Below are 19,067 nucleotides of genomic sequence, written 5' to 3'. Positions count from 1 at the left end.
TCCTACCGAATTATTAACTTGTCACCATTATAACACTGTTTATGATTATTTGAAAGCTTTTGTTGCTTCAATTGCTTTTTTCCATCCAGCATATAGCTCTTCGCTTGTTTCCGCTTCCATCGTTGGTTCAAAGCGTTTGTCCATATGCCACTGTGATTTAATTTCATCTTGGTTTTTCCAATATCCAACCGCAAGACCAGCTAAGTATGCTGCACCTAGAGCCGTTGTTTCGTTAATCACTGGACGCTCTACAGGAACATCTAAAATATCACTTTGGAACTTCATTAAGAAGTTATTTTTAACTGCTCCGCCATCAACGCGTAATGTTTTCAGTTCAATACCTGAATCTGCTTCCATTGCGCATAATACATCTTTCGTTTGGTAAGCTAAAGATTCTAGCGTTGCACGAATGAAGTGCTCTTTCGTCGTACCGCGTGTTACACCAAACATAGCGCCGCGTACTTCACTATCCCAATAAGGTGTTCCTAGTCCAACGAATGCTGGTACAACGTATACACCATCAGTTGATTCAACGCGACTCGCATACACTTCACTCTCACTTGCATCTTTAAACATGCGCATTCCGTCACGTAACCACTGAATTGCAGAACCTGCTACGAAAATACTTCCTTCTAATGCGTAGTTTACTTTACCATCTATTCCCCATGCAATTGTTGTTAATAGACCGTGCTCAGAAGCTACTGCTTTTTCACCTGTGTTCATTAACATGAAGCAACCAGTTCCGTAAGTATTTTTCGCCATACCTTCACCGAAACAAGCTTGTCCAAATAATGCTGCTTGTTGGTCACCAGCTACACCTGCAATCGGTACATTTTGGCCGAAGAAGTGGTAATCAATTGTTTCTCCGTAAATTTCAGATGATGGACGTACTTCTGGAAGCATACTCTTTGGTACTGTTAACATTTCTAGAAGCTCATCATCCCACTGTAAGTCGTGAATATTAAACATTAACGTACGTGATGCGTTTGAATAATCTGTTACGTGTGCTTTACCACCAGATAGTTTCCATACAAGCCACGAATCAATTGTTCCGAATAATAGATCACCGTTTTCTGCTTTCTCTCTTGCACCTTCAACGTTATCTAAAATCCATTTTACTTTCGTACCAGAGAAGTATGCATCAATTAAAAGACCTGTTTTTTCGCGAACCATTTCGCTATAACCTTTTTCTTTTAACTCATCACAAATTTCAGCTGTTTGGCGAGATTGCCATACAATTGCGTTGTAAATTGGTTTACTAGTTGTTTTATCCCAGACAACCGTTGTTTCACGTTGGTTCGTAATACCGATACCTGCGATTTGTTCTGGTTTTACATCTGCTTCGCTTAAGCAAGTTGCGATAACTGCTAAAATAGATCCCCAAATTTCTTGTGCATTATGCTCTACCCAGCCCGGCTTTGGAAAATGTTGTGTAAACTCTTTTTGAGCTGAATGAACAATTTCACCTTTTTTATTGAAAAGAATTGCGCGTGAGCTTGTTGTTCCTTGGTCTAATGAAAGAATATATTTTTTCATATCGGTTTCCCCCTTATGCTACTTTTCTACTATTTGTATTGCTTCCGCTTTTTTTACTTGTCATATAAGAGATTGCTAGTACAATCACAGTTGCGATAATCACATAAATAAGTGCTGAATTTTGCTTTCCTTCAAATACAACTTGATGGAATAAACCTGCAAGTGATCCACCTAAAATTGGACCTACTACTGGAATCCATGCATACTTCCAGTTTGAACCGCCTTTTCCTGCAATCGGAAGGAAGAAGTGTGCGATACGCGGACCTAAATCACGTGCTGGGTTAATTGCGTATCCTGTTGTCCCACCTAATGATAAACCAATACTTACAATTAAGAAACCTACGATAAATGGATTTAATCCATCTGCAAATTTATTTGCACCAATTGCTAATATACCAAATACTAAAACGAATGTTCCAATCATTTCACTTAAAAGGTTTGCAAATGTGTTCGGAATTGCTGGACCTGTTGCAAATACACCTAACTTTGTTCCTGGATCTTCTGTTTCTTTCCAGTGTGGTAAGTAATGTAAATATACGATAACTGCCCCGATAATTGCCCCAATCATTTGTGCTACGATATAACCTGGTACGTCACTCCATGGGAACGCTCCCTTAAATGCTAGTCCTATCGTTAAAGCTGGATTCAAATGTGCCCCACTAATTGATCCAACCGCATACGCTGCAACCGCTACTGCTAAGCCCCAGCCCATTGTAATAACAATCCAACCTGAATCTTTCGCAAACGATTTCTTTAAACTTACACCAGCACAAACGCCGCCACCAAGTACGATTAACAACGCAGTCCCTATTAACTCTCCTAAAAATGCTGACATAGTATCCCTCCACAATCAATTTAAACGCTTCCAAATGTGATAGAGGTAAAATGAATGGCCATTCGTTTTTGTCAAAAGAAAAAGACCCACAGCTTTGCACGCTTCTATATAAATTTATATAGAAACAATGAAATGTGGATCTCTTCTTTTCTCCGTCACGTTTATTAACTTGTCTATAATGTTAACCTCTTATGAAAGCGGTGTCAACAGAATTTTTTCACATTTTCGTCACTTTTTTTGGTAATGTTTCCATAGTTCGCGTTTTGACGTCGTAATCGCTGTCGCACCAGCGTTTAAAGCTCTTTCCACATCTTCTACAGTACGAATAAAACCACCTGCTAAAATCGGTACACCAGTACGCTCTTTCACTTCAGCGATAATATCCGTCATTGCTCCTGGAAGCACCTCAATATAATCCGGTTTCGTCTTATCTAAAAGATTGCAGCTCTTCTCCATCGCACTCGAATCGATTAAAAAGATGCGTTGTATTGCCACAACACCTTTTTGCTTCGCCTTCATAATAACGCTCGCCTTTGTCGAAAGTAACCCGTACGGTCTAAACTCCTGACATAAATATTCCGTCGCATGCCCATCACTCTGCAAGCCATGAATTAAATCCACATGTAAAAACACCTTTTTACAATATTGCTTCGCAAGTGATATAACACTCTTCAATTGGCCGACATGAATATCTAAAATAACGATATATTCATACGAACTATGTAATAGCTTTTCCAAATCTTTAATTTGCCTCACTGCCGGCAAAATCTTCTGTTCATGAAATTCCATTCTCTATATCCCCTTCTTTAGTCATCCTATCCTTTATAGTACACAATTTAAGTGAAAAGAACAGCTAGTGTAGGGGATTTCTTTCAAATCTTTCCTCTATTTATATATTTTCTTCAACTTATCAGAACCTATACCACCTATAATCATGAATACAAGGGGCAAAAGATTCATTACATATGGCGCATCTGCTACAATTGCAATACTTGCTCCAGCAAACTTATTTAGCATCCATACAACGATTTTTGCAATAAACAAAAATACTCCTATCATAAATAGACTATCAAAAAACACCTTCCATTTTGGATACGCCAATTGCTTACTATCTTTAATTATTTTCTGCGTCAATTCTTCATCACTCCTTAGCAGTTCATCAATCGTAATATCGAACAAATCACTTAAATGAATAATAATTTCAATGCTCGGATAGTTCTTTCCCGTCTCCCATTTCGAAACAGATTGCCTACTTACATGAATTTTTTCAGCCAAATCATTTTGCGACCAATTTCTTTTTTCCCTTTCTTCTTTTAAACGCTCACTAAAAATCATACTGTGTTTATCACCTCTCTATGCCCATTATGTTCAAATAAATGATGAAGAGTAAAGCTAGTTATCGTTGCATCGCCTGTGCAACTTATGCGTTACAGCTTATAATAGTGCTATTTTATATGTATCTTCCCTATACTATGCTCCAATAATAATTTCCCGAACAATAATACAAAGAACGGATACTAATAAAGACTAGATTAGGCATAAAAAATACGCCATCCCTTCTTATCAGTCTCCAGAAAGAATAACGCAAATTTTCATTTTTACTCATCATTTTTCGGACTATATGAAAACCCCGGATATTTCACAACAGGCCTCTTCTCCTTACGCAGGGAATCCATTACTTGCGGGCCAACATGTATATTACTCTCCACTATTTCTTTAGGAGTCAGTGCCATCCATTGATTTAACGATACATCTTCAAAACGATTACTTCTGAACATCTCTAAAAACCACAATGTTTCGGTACCTGTATTTTGAATATAATGCCCCGTCGCAAACGGTACATATCCGACATCGCCAGCTCTATAATCAAATGTACGAGCGGTACCATTTCCAAGAAACACAGTCATTCTCGCTTCCCCTGTCAAATAATATTGCCATTCATCATTATTCGGGTGCCAATGAAGTTCTCTCATTCCACCAGGCTCAACCTCAACGAGCGCTGCTGCGATTGTTTTGGAAATAGGGAAATTTGTAGAATCTACAATTCGAACGCTACCACCAGGCGTCTTAATCGGCTTTTGTTTTAACAATTCATGTTTAAATGTTAAAGGAACTTCTCCTTTCGGCGATTGAATTTCCTGACTTTCAAGCGAACCTGGCACCTCTCCTTGATAAATATAAACTTGATCTGAAGGGATAGAACGAAAAGCACTCTCAGGCACTCCGAAATTAGCCGACAACACTTCTTTTGGCGTATGCGCAAACCAATCGGAAATAGCTAAAGTAGATAAATCAGAAAAATGCCCATCATCGAAAACGAGTAGAAATTCACAATGTTCCAATCCTTGAATGGAATGCGGAATACCAGGCGGAAAATACCAAAGATCACCTGGTCCAACATCAGCAATAAAATTCCGTCCATTTTGATCAACAGCCGTTATGCGCGCCCGTCCTAAAAGCATATACGCCCATTCTGCCTCTTTATGCCAATGTAGTTCTCGTACTCCACCGGCCGTTAAACTCATATTTACTCCCGCAATCGTCGTCGAAACCGGTAGTTCCCGAGCAGTAATCTCCCGAGACCACCCGCCTTGTTTCAAAATCATAGAAGTGTCCGAGAATGAAAACTTCAAGTTAGGAACTAACCCTGCATCCGTTATAGGCGGAACAAGCATATTCGGATTTTGAATATCCCGCATAACATTACGAGGTCCAGAATCAATCGCACCTGCTCCGTCGCTGCGGATTGGTTGTGGCACATTCCCTCCCGCTTCATTAACAGTACGTTTCTTCATGATTACACTCCTTTTTCATCCGGTTATGAAGTAAAAAGCCTCCATCATAGTGTATGAATAGGGCTTTGGATGGTTACAGTTACATCATCTGCCTATCATTATCGTTTTGTTCATTTCTCAGCTTATAATAGTATGAACAGCGCCTGGAAAGATAATGAAGAAATTAAATTAAAACTATTAAAAAAACCTGTAAAATTTAGTGCAAACAAGTTAATATACTTAATTAGTAAATTTCCCTCGAATAATTTATTAAAATCTAACATCCGTATACTTCTTACATATTTATAATATTTCCACATGTACTGTTTTACAAATAATCACATATTCGATCAAAGGGATTTATGTAGTCTTTAAAAGGAAATTTACTAAACGAAAAGAAAATTTTAACAACAATGAAAAGAAGCTAACAATAAATTGTTAACTTCTCAACCGAAAGTAAAATACTATCTTTCCTTATCTTCTAATATCTAGGTTGTGATTGAATATTTGTAAGATGAACATCAAACATATCAATGATTTCAAGAAATCTATCAGCTTCACGGAAAACATGGTCTGCTAATAAGGGATGAATGATACTCTTTATTTTACATTGCTCAATTAAATCACGTGCTGTTTTCTTAAAATCCCGAAGAGATGCAACCGACACACGATTTTGATCTAAAAATTGATCTAAAAGAGGGGCTGTTTGGGATTGTGGTTTCATAGATTCTAAGTCAATTGCTTGATACATCAATTCATCAAAATCATTGCTAAAATTCCGCGCTGTATCTACAAGCTTTCTTTCCGATGGATCAAGAAGATGGCCAATAAATTTAGCATGGTCTGCCATAATCCGTAAAAAGAAAACATTTTCTTTAATAATAGCATCAGGAAGCGCATCTAATTTACCTTCATTTAATTGTATTAAACGTTTTCTAAAATAATCAGCTTCCCTACTTGTATGGTCAACTAAAAGTGGAAAGTTATTTTGTCCTGGCAATTTACATGTGAGAATTAATCCTAAAATTTTTCTTTTAAATCCCCAAATATTAGTTGCGGCTTGTTGTACTTCTGCATTAAATCTTTTTATTTGCTCAGGATCTGTTTCATTTGTATAGGAATGCGCTATTTGTTCAATATGTTCAAACAATCGATAAAATTGATTCGCCTCTTCGATTAGTTGAGTATCCTCGCACCTAAATCCTAAACGAAGAAAAAAAGAATGCTCCTTCATGATTCTAGACCAAAAACGAATTTCATTTAATGAACGCTCAACAAACATTACAGATGTAACACCTGTATCCGGATGTAATGAAGTTTCATCCCTATGCATTGTTAATCCCCCCCAGTAAAATCCCCACTAGTTCCATTCTTATGAGTAAAAAAATATATAAATACCATCAATAAAAGTTTATGATGACTCTCTTATACATGTAAAATTAAACTAATATAACCTTAGCTTGATGAACATATACTGCTCCCGCAGAAGAAAAAAAGCTACCACCGAGATGTAAAATCCTACTAGGTGGTAACCTTTCAAAATTTCTATTAAAGCAATACCGAATCTTTATCACTTTCCTGATTACGTTTCTCACGCTCTTCTTCTAAACGCTTCATATATACTTCGCCTTCTTTTTCAATAAACTCATTATCCATATCTTGCTCTTTTTTCGAAGTATATAAAACCATGTAGCCACTTAGTACAATCCCGACAATTACAAGATACACCCACCATGGTAAAGTTTCCAAATCACTTCATTCCTTTCCTTAGACAAGCCTTATTAGTTTCACTCTATGAGGAAAGAAGTGGATTTATACCTAAAATTTTATTGTGGATGCTTCGCGAAAAATGCTTGTACATATTCCATAAACTCAATTGGTTCCTGACGAAACGGTGCGTGGTATCCTTTTTCAATAATATGAAACGTACTATTTGCAAATAGCCCATGATACAGTTCACCATTTTTCCAAGAAACGCTCTTATCGTGTCGTCCCCATATAATTAAAGTCGGCACCTTAATCTTATCGGCTTCCATCGCGATGCGGCGCTCTCTCATTTTCGTAAGCTGATCATAATGCTCTTTATCATCACGACTATTTTTCACTTCATTTTTATTATACTTCGTAATCTCGGTTACAGTTTGTAAGTCCGTCGATAGCGGTGGTACTTCATAACTTTCTTTTTGCTGGAAAGACTCTATCCCTGTAGCATCCGCCAAGATGAGATGCGTTACTGCATCCGGATATAAATACGCTAAATTGAGGGACATCTCTCCGCCCATCGAATGGCCAAGCACCGCAAACTGATCGTATCCGAGCTTCTTCATTAACTTATAATATAAATTCACTTGCGCAGGAAACGAATACTGAAAATCAACTGGCTTAGAAGAACGCCCAAACCCTAAAATATCAACCGCAATAATCGTATGGTCTCGCGCTAGTTCCGGATAAATATCACTAAACCCATCAGAAGAACCACCAAACCCATGCAACATGAGTAACGGCGGTTTTCCCTCACCAATTTGCTTAAAATAAATCGTCTGCCCATCAATTTGCGCCATACTCTCTTTCGTATTCAGCTTCATCATAACAGTATCTTTCACTTCTTCAACCTTCGCAATCGGCTTATCAACGAAGTTACATACGATAAGCAAAACAAGCACAATACCGCTAATCAAATAAAACTTAAACCGTTTCAAAGTTCCCGTCTCCTTCCTCTTGTTGTTATTTAAAGTTTTTACATTTTTTAGTTATTTTATGTTCTCTTTTTAATTGTAACTAAAACAGTTACAATTATACTAAAAAAATATAACTCATTTCTGTTACTAATGGTTATTCTGTAACCATTATAGTTACGTATTTAAAGTAAGTCAATTCTTTTCTCTACATGACCTGAAAATAGAAAAAGGGACTTCATGTTGAAGTCCCTTTCTTTGTTATTATAGTTGGCTTACTCCGCCGTCGCCTCTATTATCTGCTGGTGCTCCTCCTGTGTCTCCAATGTTAACGTAGTCTGGTCTTGCTGGTGCCCCTCCTGTGTCTCCTATATTAACGTAGTCTGGTCTTGCTGGTGCTCCTCCTGTGTCTCCTATATTTACAGCTTGATTTGTAAAAGAACTATTGAACCCAATTGATAATACCCCTACTAATGCAGTCCCAACAATAGCCAAACGAAATTTCTTCATTATTTTAACGCTCCCTTTTCCAATATATTTTTTTGAGCCTTATTATTCATATAAAAATATTTACTTGCCTTAACATGATCATCAAATTCATAAAATTTCAGTGCTAAAATTTCAGTGTATTCTTGAATACAATCCCATAATCTTTCTCTCTCAAAATAAGAAAGTCCTTCTAAAATTACATCTTCAATAATTGATACTGAAGATTTTCCATTGAGTTCTTTCAAAATTTTAAACCGATGTTGAAATTCTTTTTCTCCTAAATCAACACAAATATTTAAACCTTTTTCAACAATTGGATTCGCTAAATTATATTGTCCTAATTTGTAATGTTCATGTGCTTCTACAAACAAGGCTTTAAAGTGTTCTGGGTAATTTTTGGTCACCTCAGATATATGACGAATCGCTAATTCTGAAAGATTTTGACTAGCATAAAGCCAAGCTAAATTATGCCGAACCATTAGCATATATTTTTTTTGATCTGCTTTTTGCAATACTTCCATAGCAGAATTAAAGTTCTCTTCCGCTAATTCATAGTGATCTATGTCTACACAACATAGTCCAAAAGCATTTTCACATAATCCTACTTTTATTTCATAGCCTGGATATTGTAAAAATGCTGTTTTTGCCCTATTCAAGTAATCTATTGCATGAACTTGGTCATATTTTTGATAATAGAAATTCCCCATCCGATAATTAAACTCCGCATGTTCTATCGGATCTGCAATATATTTCAATAACTTCTCAGCGTGCTCATACTGTTCTTTCGCTTCGTTATAATTTGAAATTAATGTGCAATGAAACCCTTTAAAAAAGTGATAGTAATAAGCTAGAACACCTTCTGTTGGAATTTCGAAAGATTCCACTTTATCAAAACTATCTTCTCTAACTGAAATCCAATCAACTAATGCATCATATCTAAAATTCAACAACGCATGATAAAGCAATACATCCTGATCCACGTCCAAACCACTAATCTTACTTTCAATCTCCTCTTTCATTTCCGTAGCTTTCTCTATATTTTGCTGCAACATTACACGATACCAATCATCTAAAGAATGTTTCATTTGCTCCCGCGTTACTACATCTGCTCCCATACACTCGCATCCCCTTTTCTCCAAAATTACAAAATTAGGATTTTTATACAATTATCAAAATTGTATATTACCACTCCTTTTCTATGTATTGAAAAATAATTATCAGAAAATTAAATATTTTAATTGATTATACCAAACTTTTCCTTTTTAATAACTTGAGAAACAATTGTCAGAAAATTTAACAGGACAAATAAAAAGCAAGCAGTTCCAGCACTCCGCTAAAACTACTTGCTCTCCTACTTATTATCTCTATTTTTACTCTTTAATAAATTCCTTCGTACTTCTCACTGTATCAATTGGACGAACTAATTTTTCAATTTCTTCACGTTTTGGCTCTAGGAATGGAGGTAAAGATAATTTTTCGCCAAGCGTTTCGTATGGCTCATCTCCCATAAACCCTGGGCCATCTGTTGCAAATTCAAATAAAATTTGTGGTGCAACTCTTGCATATAATGATTCGAAGAAGTGACGGTTTACATATCCAGATGAAGGAAGTCCTACGCTACTGATTCTCTCAATCCATTCTTCTAATACAGCGCGATCTTCTACGCGGAATGCCGCATGGTGCACTGTACCAAAACCTTGTTGTGCTTCAGGAAGAACTGTATTATGTTCTACAATAACAGATGCACCGTTTCCGCCTTTGTTCACTTCAAATAAATAGAATTCCCCTTCTTGCGCAACCTCTTTAAATAATAGAACTTTTTCTAACACTTCTTTGAAGAAGCTAAAGTTTGCAATACGGATAAATACAGGTCCTAAACCAGTGATTGCATATTCTAATGGTACTGGCCCGTTTTGCCACGGTGTACCTGATTCGATTCCTTTATCAAGTTCATCTGAGATTAATTGATATTGTTGGTCATCAAAGTCAACGAAAGAAAGAGTTTTCTTACCAAATTGCTCTTTAATTCCTGTATGTTCTACTTCAAGACGGTCAAAGCGTTTCACCCAATACTCTAATGCTGCATCAGTCGGAACACGGAATGAAGTTTTTGAAATTTCATTTGTACCGTGTACTCCTTTCGGAACACCTGGGAAGTCAAAGAATGTCATATCTGTTCCTGCACTCCCTTTATCATCTGCAAAGAATAAATGATACGTTTGAATGTCATCTTGGTTTACTGTTTTTTTAACTAAACGCATTCCTAAAACGTGAGTGAAAAACTCATAGTTTTTTTCTGCACTACTTGTAATCGCTGTAACGTGGTGAATTCCTTTTAATTGGTTCATTTTATATTCCTCCAATGGTTTTAAATTTTATATTTTCTCTTCAATAGGTGCTAAATTCGCTTCAATCTCTGCACGCTGATCTTCTAAGAACGGTGGTAAATCAAGTTTTTCTCCTAAATGTTCCACATCTCCATCAACTGTAAATCCTGGTCCATCTGTCGCAATTTCAAAAAGGATTCCGTTTGATTCACGGAAATATAAGCTTTTAAAGTAGAAACGGTCGATGATTCCTGAAGAATGGAAGCCTCTTTGTTTCACCTGTTCTTCCCAATAAGCAAGCTCTGCATCGTTTTTCACGCGAATTGCTAAATGGTGAATGCTACCGCGGCCCGGTTTTTCAGTAGGACCATCTAAATATTTCACAACGATTTCTCCAAAAGCCTCTCCTTTAATGGATTGAAAAATTGCTTCCTCTTCGCTACGGCTAACCGCTGTATAACCGAACATCTCTGTAAGTGTACTCGACATTTTATCAAGTCTACGAACTGTCATTTCCACAGAACCCATTCCTTGAATTTGATGCTTTGCAGGAACTTCTGATTTCTCCCAAGTTTCCCAGTGCTCTACTTTTTCTCCGTTTGAAACGAGTAGTACTAAGCGAAGACCTTCAGCATCCTCAAATTGTAAAGCAGGACGATTTGCATATGTTGTCATTTCACTATGTTTCACATCAAAATTCTCAAATCGTTCTTTCCAGTAATGTAAGCTTTCCTCTGAAGGAACGAGTAATCCAATTCGAGTAATCGCATTCGTACCGCGATATGTTCTTCCTACTAATGGAATTTCAAAAAATGATAATTCCGTACCTGGACTTCCTGTTTTATCTCCATAAAATAAGTGGTACATTGACGGATCATCTTGATTTACTGTCATTTTCACACGACGTAAGCCAAGCACGTTTTTATAAAAGTGATTATTTTCATTTGCATTTTTCGTAACCATTGAAATGTGATGATGCCCTTTAATTTTATACATTGGTTATTCCTCCGTTTCGTTTTACTAGTCAAGTGATAACTAAAAAAATAATATTTCCCACAACTAATATGGTTTTTAGCTTTTCAATTTATTCTTAATTATGTTTTTGTAAATTCATCTTAGTTTTTACTGTATAAGTTACTTTGTTTTTTAATCGAAAACAACTGAGTGTATGTTTTTCATATGACTCAATCGCTTTCGTTACTATCACTTTACACCTCAAGTGATTGAAAAGCAAGAGAAAAATCTCGAATTCGAGATTTTTTTGTTAAATAACATATAGGGTGTAAAATCTGATTATTTACGTAATTGACATTCTATTAAAACGCTCATTTACAGAAGAACATTATTCAAGTGAAGCCCTCTATAATTCAATTACAACTCCTTGAAAGTTTATGATACTATCCTGATCACACTTTTTATATTTAATGTTTTAAGGAAAAAAGCTATACTATAAGCGAAACTAAAAATCAGAAAGGAAATACCAGAACATGGAAAATTATATGCTATTTATCCTTACAGCACTCCTTATTATAATGATGCCTGGTCCCGGTTTTGCTTTAGTTACAAAAAACACTATCTCTCATGGTAGAAATGGTGGGATAAAGACCGTCTTAGGAACGGTATCTGGAATGATGATTCATACAATAATGGCTACACTAGGACTCTCTGCTATCTTAATGAAATTTGCTATGCTATTTACATTAATAAAATATGCTGGGGCATTTTATTTAATTTATTTAGCTGTAAAGTCAATTAAAAGTGCCTTTTCTAAAAAAGAAGATATGTCAGGTTCAGTGGAAATAAACTCTAAGGATATTGGAACGGTTAAAAGTTTTAGACAAGGATTTACCACGGCAATCTTAAACCCAAAAACGGCTGTATTTTTCCTTAGTTTTCTACCCCAATTTATTGTGAGTAATCAAAGTCATTTCTTCCAATTTCTTTTGTTGGGATTCACATTTACGACTTTGACAGCAATATGGTATTTACTTTATATCTCTCTAATACGTCAATTAAGAACTTTTTTAAGAAAAGAAAAGGTGAACCGTACAATAGAGGGTATTACTGGCACAGTATTATTAGTATTTGGAGTTAGGCTATTTTTCCAAAAATAAATATGTAATAGAGAGAGTTTAAAACTTTCTGTTTTTCCAATAAATGAATCAATATAAAAAGTATGGCTTTCAAACAGTAAAAAAGTGAACAAACGGGTGTGTTTGTGGAATAAGCTTCAATAAAATAACCAAACTTTTTATAAAGAAGTGAATCGATTATATTAAAATTGATATAAAGGCGTTATCCTTTCCTATGATTTCTCAGAAAGAATAACGCCTTTCTCTTTTTAGAGGATATTTTGTCTAGTTAGCTTGATAGCGATGTGGTTCTATCCCTTATAAAGTGAAACTTTAATCAGTGGGGGTTTTGTTCATCCCCCACTGATTATTAGTTGAACCAATCGGGCTTTTACGGACAGTTGATCCCCCACCTAACTTCTTTGCTTCCGCTGAATTTTGAGGTGGGGGTCTTACTGCCCGTTAATGCGGGATAAATGTTACAAAAACATTTATAATATCTCTAACTTGCACAATGCTTCCCGTTAATATAATACGCTGATTCTGTGAAAACCGTAAATACAACCTCTACTTCTGGAAGTCCAAAATCCATTACATATGTAGTAATGGCCTTGGCAAATCGATCACGAATTTCCTGTCCACGCTCGAACCATTTCACTTCAATAAGAGGAAACGCTTCTATTTCTTCTCCATTGAATATAAACGTAGAACTTGGTAGTTCCAACGTAAAATTATCCGTACCACACTCACAAATCTCTGCGAGCTCTTCTACTAATGGCTTGCTTATGTGTTTTAATTGTTCAGTAGTAATTCCACGAAACACAATATGCGGCATGTAAATCCCTCCTTTAGATAGTTTTATATTTGCCCACATCATAGCACAATTCTCCCACCTTTTAACAAAAATAGATGCTAAACAAGTTTCAACTCTTATTTTTAGGCCTGTTATACAGGCTGAAGCGATTCTAAGTATCTGCCATATTAAAGTTGATATGCTCCCATTCTAGTGGTGAGATATGTTTTAATCGTTCTTCGTTAATCCCATGCGTACTTCTTAACTATTTCATTTAATTTTTAATAAAGAAAACAGCCTCACTAAGCTTTTAGAACTTAATGAGGCCACTTTATTCACACTTTTAATTATGGAACGTCGGTTTATAGAACGAACGATTATCAAGTGCGAAGACACGCTCTGTGTATTCGCCTGGTTTTGTGCGTCCTAATGCGCGGTCCATCATGTTCATTTTTGCATCTAAGTTGTCGATGTAGTGCAGAATTTCTGCTTCTTTTACTAACGGTGGTTTTGGGCTACCCCATTCTGCTTTTCCGTGGTGAGAAAGGACGATGTGTTGAAGAATTAATACTTCTTCTGCATCGATGTTCAGCTCATCTGCTGCTTTACCAATTTCGTTCACCATGATAGAAATGTGGCCTAGTAAATTTCCTTCTAACGTATACGTTGTAGAAATTGGACCAGATAGTTCAATTACTTTACCAAGGTCATGTAAAATAACGCCTGCATATAGTAAGTCTTTATCTAATGATGGGTATAGATTTGAAATAGCTTTCGCTAAATCTAGCATTGATACAACGTGATAAGCTAGTCCAGATACGAACTCATGATGATTCTTTGTCGCTGCTGGATATTCTAAAAATTCATTTTGATGCTTATTTAATAAATGTCTTGTTAGACGCTGAATGTTCGGGTTTCTCATTTCAAATATGTATTGCGTAATTTTCTCAACCATATCTTCTTTTTTCACTGGTGCTTTTTCTACGAAATCCGAGATATCTGTTACTTCATTTTCATTCGCAACACGGATTTGTTTCACACGTAATTGAATACGTCCTTTGTAGTTTAAAATATCACCAGCTACTTTAACGATTGTTTCTGCTACATATTGTTTCTCAACTTCTGGTGATACGTCCCATAGCTTCGCTTCAATATCTCCACTTGGATCTTGTAAGATTACTGTTAAAAATGGCTTTCCATTACTTGCTAGACCTTTTGTCGCTGTTTTAATTAACAAGAAAACATCGACTTGTTCACCAACTTCATATTCTGCAATTTTCTTTTTCATTCGAATTCCTCCACCAAATCAGTTACTTTTAGTATAGCATATTACAACTCATTTTCTTTACGCTTATGTGTTAATTTTATAATCTGTTTTTCTGTAAAATACGCGAGTAAATGCGCATGACATGTAAAGAAGATGACTTGTCTATCTTTTGCGATTTCCTTTATTAGTTCAATCGTTCGATCCGTCCTTACCGCATCAAAGTGCACGAAACTATCATCAATAATAAATGGGTAATCATGTTCAAATGTTTTCGCAAGTGCAAATCTCAGCGATAAATATAACTGCTCCGCTGTCGCTTGGCTTAGTTCATGACTGTAAAAACGTATACCGTCGTTACGTTCAACAACGAACGGCTCCGCCTCTGACGGTGAAAAGATTTTACTATAGCGTCCGCCCGTTAAATAGACGAAATACTCTTCTGATTTTTGTAAAATACGAGGCAGATGCACTTCATGATAATATTGCTTCGTTTTCGTTAATACTGTCTTTGCGGCCGCATAAGCAGCCCACTTCTTCACTTGTTCACGTACTTGCGCTTTTTTCATTTCCCACTCATGCATTAAATCGCCGTACGTACTACCTTCTTCTAAATTCGCAATTTCCATACGATGTTTCGCGATGCGCTCTGTCAATTCTTTCTCTTGCGCCAGACAGTTTTGTACGACTGTAATTTCTCTCTTTAATTTCTCTTCATAACCGTCAGCTTCGTAATGTTCAGCTAATGATAAACTCTTTAAACGCTGTTCTAACAGATCAATTTGCGGTAATAAACGCACTACTTGTTTCTCAGCATCTTCACGTTTTTCCGCCAGTTTACCCGCTTCTAAAAACATCTCTTCATCTGTAGTCTCTGCAATATTCCATAATGCATTTCGTTCTACTAACAGTTGTTTCAATTGTTCTTGCATAAACTCATATTCTTCTTGCCATTCCGCCAGTTTTTCTTTTAACTGCTTACAAGTTTGGCGCTTCTCTTTCTCATTTTGCATACGACTTTGTGCCCCGTGTAGCTTACTATACTCCGCACTACCGATAACAGCTTCTAGTTTCTGTTCAAAATGCGAAATCATTTCATATAATGAAGATTTTCGCGTGCCTTCTTTTTCTAACTCCCGATATAATTGCTGCATTTTTTCAATACGCTCAAACGCTGGCAATATGTGTGCATACGTATAAAATTCTGGGAACATATAGCGCGTTTTATATGCATCTACTTGTTCTCCCGCCTGGAACGTTTCTCTCTCCCATTCCTCATACGATGAAACGACTTTATCATAAGCTCGCTCCATTTGCTGCAATTTATAAGACTCACGCTCAAATAGCTTCCGAATCTCTTCATCTTTTTCTAACTGATAGCGCACAGACAGCGCTTCTTCACTTTGTCTCCCGCCAGCACTTTGCTGAAGAGTAAGAAGCTCTTCTTGTAATCCACTTGACGGATCTTTATATAAAACAAGGGCAAGAACAATCCCTACAAAAACAATAACACTAATAAATAAGAGCGGGCGGTTATCAATAAATAAACTCGTGAATAAAACAAGCGTGTTAATAAGAAGTAACAGAAGACAAACTCTTTGCCACTGCTTTTTCTTTTGCATAGCTGCTCCTGCTTTTTCCTCATACTTGCGCTTCATTCTCTCTGCGCCCATACCGATAAACGCCGCATCTTGGAACGATTTCTCTTTCTCAACTAACGTATCTCGCTCTTCATCAACTAACATTTGTTTCTGAATCTGTCTTATATTTTCTTCTTGTTCTTCTAATTGCTCTTGCGCTACTTTAAAACGATCATCAAGCTGTGCTTTTTGCGTTTCTAATTCACGCGCTTTTTGTACGGTTTGCGTAATTAATTCTTTCGTTGCCAAACTCATGTCAAACGCAAGAACCGCTTCCTTTTCAAAAGTAGCACCAATTTGCTGTTCTAGTTCTGCAATTTCTTTTTTTATATTCGCAATACTTCCTGTCATATCACGCATTTCTTGGCGTGCATTTTCGTAAGACATATGTTGCATACGAAGTTCTTCTACATAACTTTCTTTTTGTAAAAACTCTTCATCTATTTGAATCGAGGCAATTTCCGATTGCACTGTCTCGATTTTCTTATGGAGCGAATCAACTTGTAACTGAAGCGGCTCCATCTTCGCCTTAATCGCTTCATAGCGCGCCATTCCGTTTACAGGAAACTGCCCGCTCTCATTTTCTAACACTTTCTCATGCGCACGCTTTTCAATAACGAGGGGCTCAAGCGCTGCTAATATTTCATAATCTTGCTTTCGTTTTTCTGCACTCTCTTTCTCCATACGAACAGAAGCAAGTTTCTCTTCACTTTCTTTTAATTGCTCGACTTGTTTTTCATACGTGCCAATTTTCCCTTGCCACTCTTTCATCTTCTCTTCAAGTTTCTTCATCTCTTGCAGTGACACGTTAATTTCCGGTTTACGCCCACTCGGTTTAAAGCGTTGATCCATTTCTTTTTCTAGCTTTTTATCTAACTGTAATAGCGCATCGCTTCCGACTGCACTTGCCGAAAATAAATAATTGCCAATATCCGCTTCGCCGAGCTGATGAATATTTTGAAGACCATGCATATCAAATGAAAAGATCGATTCAAATAAACTTTCATTCATCCCGCTTAATATATCGTTTAAAATTTCCTCGCCGCCCGTTTTCCCGTCTTCAAAATAAACGGTCACCTCGCCAGATGCCATCTTTGGCAATCGTTCAATTTTCAAACGACCGTACTTCTCTGTTTGTACAGTCATCGCTCCGCCATACTTCCCACCTTCTTTCGGCTCATAACGGCGCTGTCCTCTCGTCGGAAAACCGAACAAAATACTTTTCATAAACGAGCGAATTGTCGATTTCCCCGCTTCATTTTCACCGTATAACACCGTCAGTAAGGAAAGATCCATTTCCACATTTTCTAATTTTCCGTACCCATAAATATGGAGTTTTTCAATTCTCATTTTTTATCCCTCTCTTGCTGGAATAATTGCTCTAAAATAATATTTTCTGCTTCCTTTTGAATCTCTTTCTTCTCTTCTTCTGTAAAAGATTCAATACTATTACGCGCTACAGGAGACGTCCAAATGGTGCGCAACACGCCGTCCATATTGGTGAAAGCTTCTAACTCTTTTAGCACACTACCGACGAAATGATTTTCTTCTTTCAAACGCTCGATTTCCGCAAAAGAAACCGTCTCATTTTTCCACTTCATCACATATACGAAATCTTTTCGCTCTTCGCCAGATGCTAAAATGTGAAAAATCTCTTCCACACGCTTTTCGTCACGCAAATAAGGAGAAAGTGGGCCCTGCCCTATGAATACGACAGTTAAAAGCGTCCCTTCCTCTTCTCTTCGGCAATCATTCATCGCAGTTGACATGCTCGTCATAAGTTCATCAACAGTTTCAAGTCCATCAATACAAACCTCGATCTCATCCCATACAACATCTGCCGTATGGAAAAATGAACAGTGCGTTCCTTGTTTCGTAAGTTCAATAAGGTACGCACCCTTCTCACCTGTTTCCTTACGATGACGACCTTGTATGTTCCCTGGATAAATAATGTATGGCTCTTCTGATAAAATTTCACGTTTATGTATATGGCCAAGAGCCCAATAATCAAACTGTTTTTCTTTCAACTCACGAATTTGAAACGGTGCATAGCGATTATGCTCTGCATCTCCTTCCACACTTCCGTGAAGCATGCCAATATGAAAAGGCGCATCACTCATTTTCGTATACTGCGCTGTCATATTATCCGTTACCGCTTGCTGCAAATAACTAAACCCATAAATAGAAGCTAATAGCTCACCATTTTTATAAAATGATTTCTCTTCTACGTAAGGCTCCGTAAACACATGAACATTTTCCGGAAACTCAATCGCTGCCCAGCTTCCTCCTAAATGATCATGGTTACCGTGAATAATAAAAACAGGGATATCGTACTGCGAAAGTCTCTTCATTTGCTCACGCACAAACACTTGCGCCCTCAAACTTCTCGTCTCCGCATCATACAAATCCCCAGCTAGTAATACGAAATCAACGCGCTCTTGAATCGCTTTATCAACAATACGCTCAAATGATTCAAACGTACTTTGCTTCATTCTCTCCCAAACAGACTGCGCAACATTCATCTCCATTCCTTTAAACGGACTATCCAAATGCAAATCAGCCGCATGTATAAACTTTACTTGTTTCACAAATAACGATCCTTTCTATCTTTCAAAAGTTTCATTTTATTAAAATTAACATCGCTGAAAACTAATCATCATCG

The 19,067-nt window shown here is 36.9% G+C and carries 17 protein-coding genes; 1 reads left to right on the top strand and 16 read right to left on the bottom strand.

The genetic code is table 11. The features are described 5' to 3' along the window. Nucleotides 1–45: 45 nt before the first annotated feature. From glpK to NZ044_RS05480, 12 genes are all read right to left on the bottom strand, one after another. Nucleotides 46–1,536, bottom strand: a complete 1,491-nt coding sequence (glpK, locus tag NZ044_RS05535; protein ID WP_000760013.1) for a glycerol kinase GlpK — start codon at nucleotides 1,534–1,536, stop codon at nucleotides 46–48. A 13-nt stretch (nucleotides 1,537–1,549) separates the two neighbouring features. Then, on the bottom strand, nucleotides 1,550–2,371 hold the full coding sequence (glpF, locus tag NZ044_RS05530) for a glycerol uptake facilitator protein GlpF (protein WP_001272200.1): 822 nt from the start codon (nucleotides 2,369–2,371) through the stop codon (nucleotides 1,550–1,552). Between the two features lie 228 nt (nucleotides 2,372–2,599). Further along, nucleotides 2,600–3,160 carry a glycerol uptake operon antiterminator GlpP gene (gene glpP, locus NZ044_RS05525; RefSeq protein WP_000394286.1) on the bottom strand — a complete coding sequence of 187 codons (561 nt, stop codon included), beginning with the start codon at nucleotides 3,158–3,160 and terminating at the stop codon, nucleotides 2,600–2,602. A gap of 96 nt (nucleotides 3,161–3,256) precedes the next feature. Further along, entirely contained in the window at nucleotides 3,257–3,706 is a 450-nt protein-coding gene (locus tag NZ044_RS05520) for a helix-turn-helix domain-containing protein (RefSeq protein WP_079245152.1), read from the bottom strand. A 263-nt stretch (nucleotides 3,707–3,969) separates the two neighbouring features. Then, nucleotides 3,970–5,166 carry an oxalate decarboxylase family bicupin gene (locus NZ044_RS05515; protein WP_000747514.1) on the bottom strand — a complete coding sequence of 399 codons (1,197 nt, stop codon included), beginning with the start codon at nucleotides 5,164–5,166 and terminating at the stop codon, nucleotides 3,970–3,972. Nucleotides 5,167–5,626: 460 nt separating this feature from the next. Next, complete coding sequence (locus NZ044_RS05510) at nucleotides 5,627–6,478, bottom strand: DUF2935 domain-containing protein (RefSeq protein ID WP_000554478.1); 852 nt, start codon at nucleotides 6,476–6,478, stop codon at nucleotides 5,627–5,629. 215 nt (nucleotides 6,479–6,693) lie between these two features. Further along, nucleotides 6,694–6,894 carry a sporulation YhaL family protein gene (locus tag NZ044_RS05505; protein ID WP_000449225.1) on the bottom strand — a complete coding sequence of 67 codons (201 nt, stop codon included), beginning with the start codon at nucleotides 6,892–6,894 and terminating at the stop codon, nucleotides 6,694–6,696. A 77-nt stretch (nucleotides 6,895–6,971) separates the two neighbouring features. Continuing rightward, nucleotides 6,972–7,844: an alpha/beta fold hydrolase gene (locus tag NZ044_RS05500; protein ID WP_000819465.1), complete on the bottom strand. Its 873-nt coding sequence runs from the start codon at nucleotides 7,842–7,844 to the stop codon at nucleotides 6,972–6,974. A 240-nt stretch (nucleotides 7,845–8,084) separates the two neighbouring features. Next, nucleotides 8,085–8,330 (bottom strand): Phr family secreted Rap phosphatase inhibitor, encoded by a 246-nt coding sequence (locus tag NZ044_RS05495; protein WP_000714518.1) that lies wholly within the window; start codon nucleotides 8,328–8,330, stop codon nucleotides 8,085–8,087. Then, nucleotides 8,330–9,424: a response regulator aspartate phosphatase gene (locus NZ044_RS05490; RefSeq protein ID WP_118961626.1), complete on the bottom strand. Its 1,095-nt coding sequence runs from the start codon at nucleotides 9,422–9,424 to the stop codon at nucleotides 8,330–8,332. The genes NZ044_RS05495 and NZ044_RS05490 overlap by 1 nt, the downstream gene beginning before the upstream one ends. A gap of 255 nt (nucleotides 9,425–9,679) precedes the next feature. Then, complete coding sequence (locus tag NZ044_RS05485; protein ID WP_001072581.1) at nucleotides 9,680–10,657, bottom strand: ring-cleaving dioxygenase; 978 nt, start codon at nucleotides 10,655–10,657, stop codon at nucleotides 9,680–9,682. Between the two features lie 27 nt (nucleotides 10,658–10,684). Continuing rightward, nucleotides 10,685–11,632 carry a ring-cleaving dioxygenase gene (locus NZ044_RS05480; RefSeq protein ID WP_118961625.1) on the bottom strand — a complete coding sequence of 316 codons (948 nt, stop codon included), beginning with the start codon at nucleotides 11,630–11,632 and terminating at the stop codon, nucleotides 10,685–10,687. A gap of 491 nt (nucleotides 11,633–12,123) precedes the next feature. Between NZ044_RS05480 and NZ044_RS05475 the strand changes: the two genes are divergently transcribed. Beyond that, on the top strand, nucleotides 12,124–12,750 hold the full coding sequence (locus tag NZ044_RS05475; protein ID WP_000433006.1) for a LysE family translocator: 627 nt from the start codon (nucleotides 12,124–12,126) through the stop codon (nucleotides 12,748–12,750). Nucleotides 12,751–13,210: 460 nt separating this feature from the next. On the opposite strand, the gene NZ044_RS05470 is transcribed toward NZ044_RS05475, so the two are convergent. The 4 genes from NZ044_RS05470 to NZ044_RS05455 form a co-directional block, all read right to left on the bottom strand. Beyond that, entirely contained in the window at nucleotides 13,211–13,543 is a 333-nt protein-coding gene (locus NZ044_RS05470; RefSeq protein ID WP_023521344.1) for a DUF1904 family protein, read from the bottom strand. A gap of 301 nt (nucleotides 13,544–13,844) precedes the next feature. Next, the gene (gene yhaM, locus NZ044_RS05465; protein WP_000726650.1) at nucleotides 13,845–14,789 is read right to left on the bottom strand and encodes a 3'-5' exoribonuclease YhaM; all 945 of its coding nucleotides are present in this window, start codon (nucleotides 14,787–14,789) and stop codon (nucleotides 13,845–13,847) included. A gap of 41 nt (nucleotides 14,790–14,830) precedes the next feature. Continuing rightward, entirely contained in the window at nucleotides 14,831–17,755 is a 2,925-nt protein-coding gene (locus NZ044_RS05460) for an ATP-binding protein (RefSeq protein WP_229145138.1), read from the bottom strand. Further along, a complete protein-coding gene (locus NZ044_RS05455) occupies nucleotides 17,752–18,993 on the bottom strand; it encodes a metallophosphoesterase family protein (protein ID WP_000815702.1) in 1,242 nt (413 codons plus the stop codon). Before NZ044_RS05455 ends, NZ044_RS05460 begins: the two co-directional genes overlap by 4 nt. Nucleotides 18,994–19,067: the final 74 nt, after the last annotated feature.

It is taken from the genome of Bacillus sp. FSL K6-1338 (assembly GCF_038006965.1).
GTDB classification, from domain to species: domain Bacteria; phylum Bacillota; class Bacilli; order Bacillales; family Bacillaceae_G; genus Bacillus_A; species Bacillus_A thuringiensis_S.
This window is presented reverse-complemented; position numbering and strand designations above follow the sequence as displayed.